Origin of the sequence: Methylobacterium tarhaniae (assembly GCF_001043955.1) — a bacterium.
GTDB classification, from domain to species: Bacteria; Pseudomonadota; Alphaproteobacteria; order Rhizobiales; family Beijerinckiaceae; genus Methylobacterium; species Methylobacterium tarhaniae.
Genome location: NZ_LABZ01000415.1, coordinates 1 through 651, shown reverse-complemented (window position 1 = coordinate 651; position 651 = coordinate 1). Strand labels below are relative to the sequence as shown.

Sequence of the window (651 nt, the reverse complement as noted above, 5' to 3'; positions counted from 1 at the left end):
TTCAACGACATCGACCTCTGCTTGCGCATCCGGGCCGCCGGCTTCCGCATCATCTGGACGCCGCAAGCCTCGCTCTACCACCTGGAATCGGCCTCGCGGGGTCACGAAGACAATCCGGAAAAGCAGAAGCGGTTCGCCGATGACAAGATGAGGATGATGCAGCGCTGGCGATCCGCCATCGTGGACGACCCGTTCTTCAATCCCAATCTCGCTTTGACCAGCACCGCCTGCCTGCCGGCGTTCCCCCCCCGCACGGATCTGTCGTGGTATCTATGACTGAGAGCGATGACGCTGGCCTGCGCGGATCCGGGACGATGCTGGACATCCCCCATGATCCGCCGGTTCCCGAATGGCTCTCCGTCGAAGCTGGTGAGGATTGCCTGGTCTGCCGACTGACGGCTACAGGCAGGGTCGGTGATGACGCCGGGCCGGCCTTGGCGGTTCAGATCGGACATACCCGTCTCGGCGTCGTCCGCCCCCGACCCGGACCGGATGGCGACGTCTTCGCCGAGAGCGATGCCCTCTTCGAAATTCCCTCGGCGGCGCTGGTGTCGTTCGTTCGGCTGTCCGAACACGTCGGATTGCCCGCCCTGCAGCTCTCGCTCGACGGCGCCACAGACCTGTCAGCGTCCGTTCCGATGGACCTGCCGG

The 651-nt window shown here is 64.8% G+C and carries 2 protein-coding genes; both read left to right on the top strand.

The window, feature by feature from the left end; genetic code table 11:
* The coding region (locus VQ03_RS34175; protein ID WP_048454663.1) for a glycosyltransferase family 2 protein at positions 1-276 on the top strand (276 nt) is incomplete at its 5' end.
* A gap of 38 nt (positions 277-314) precedes the next feature.
* A partial coding sequence (locus VQ03_RS30355; RefSeq protein ID WP_157064335.1) for a hypothetical protein occupies positions 315-651 on the top strand: 337 nt, incomplete at its 3' end.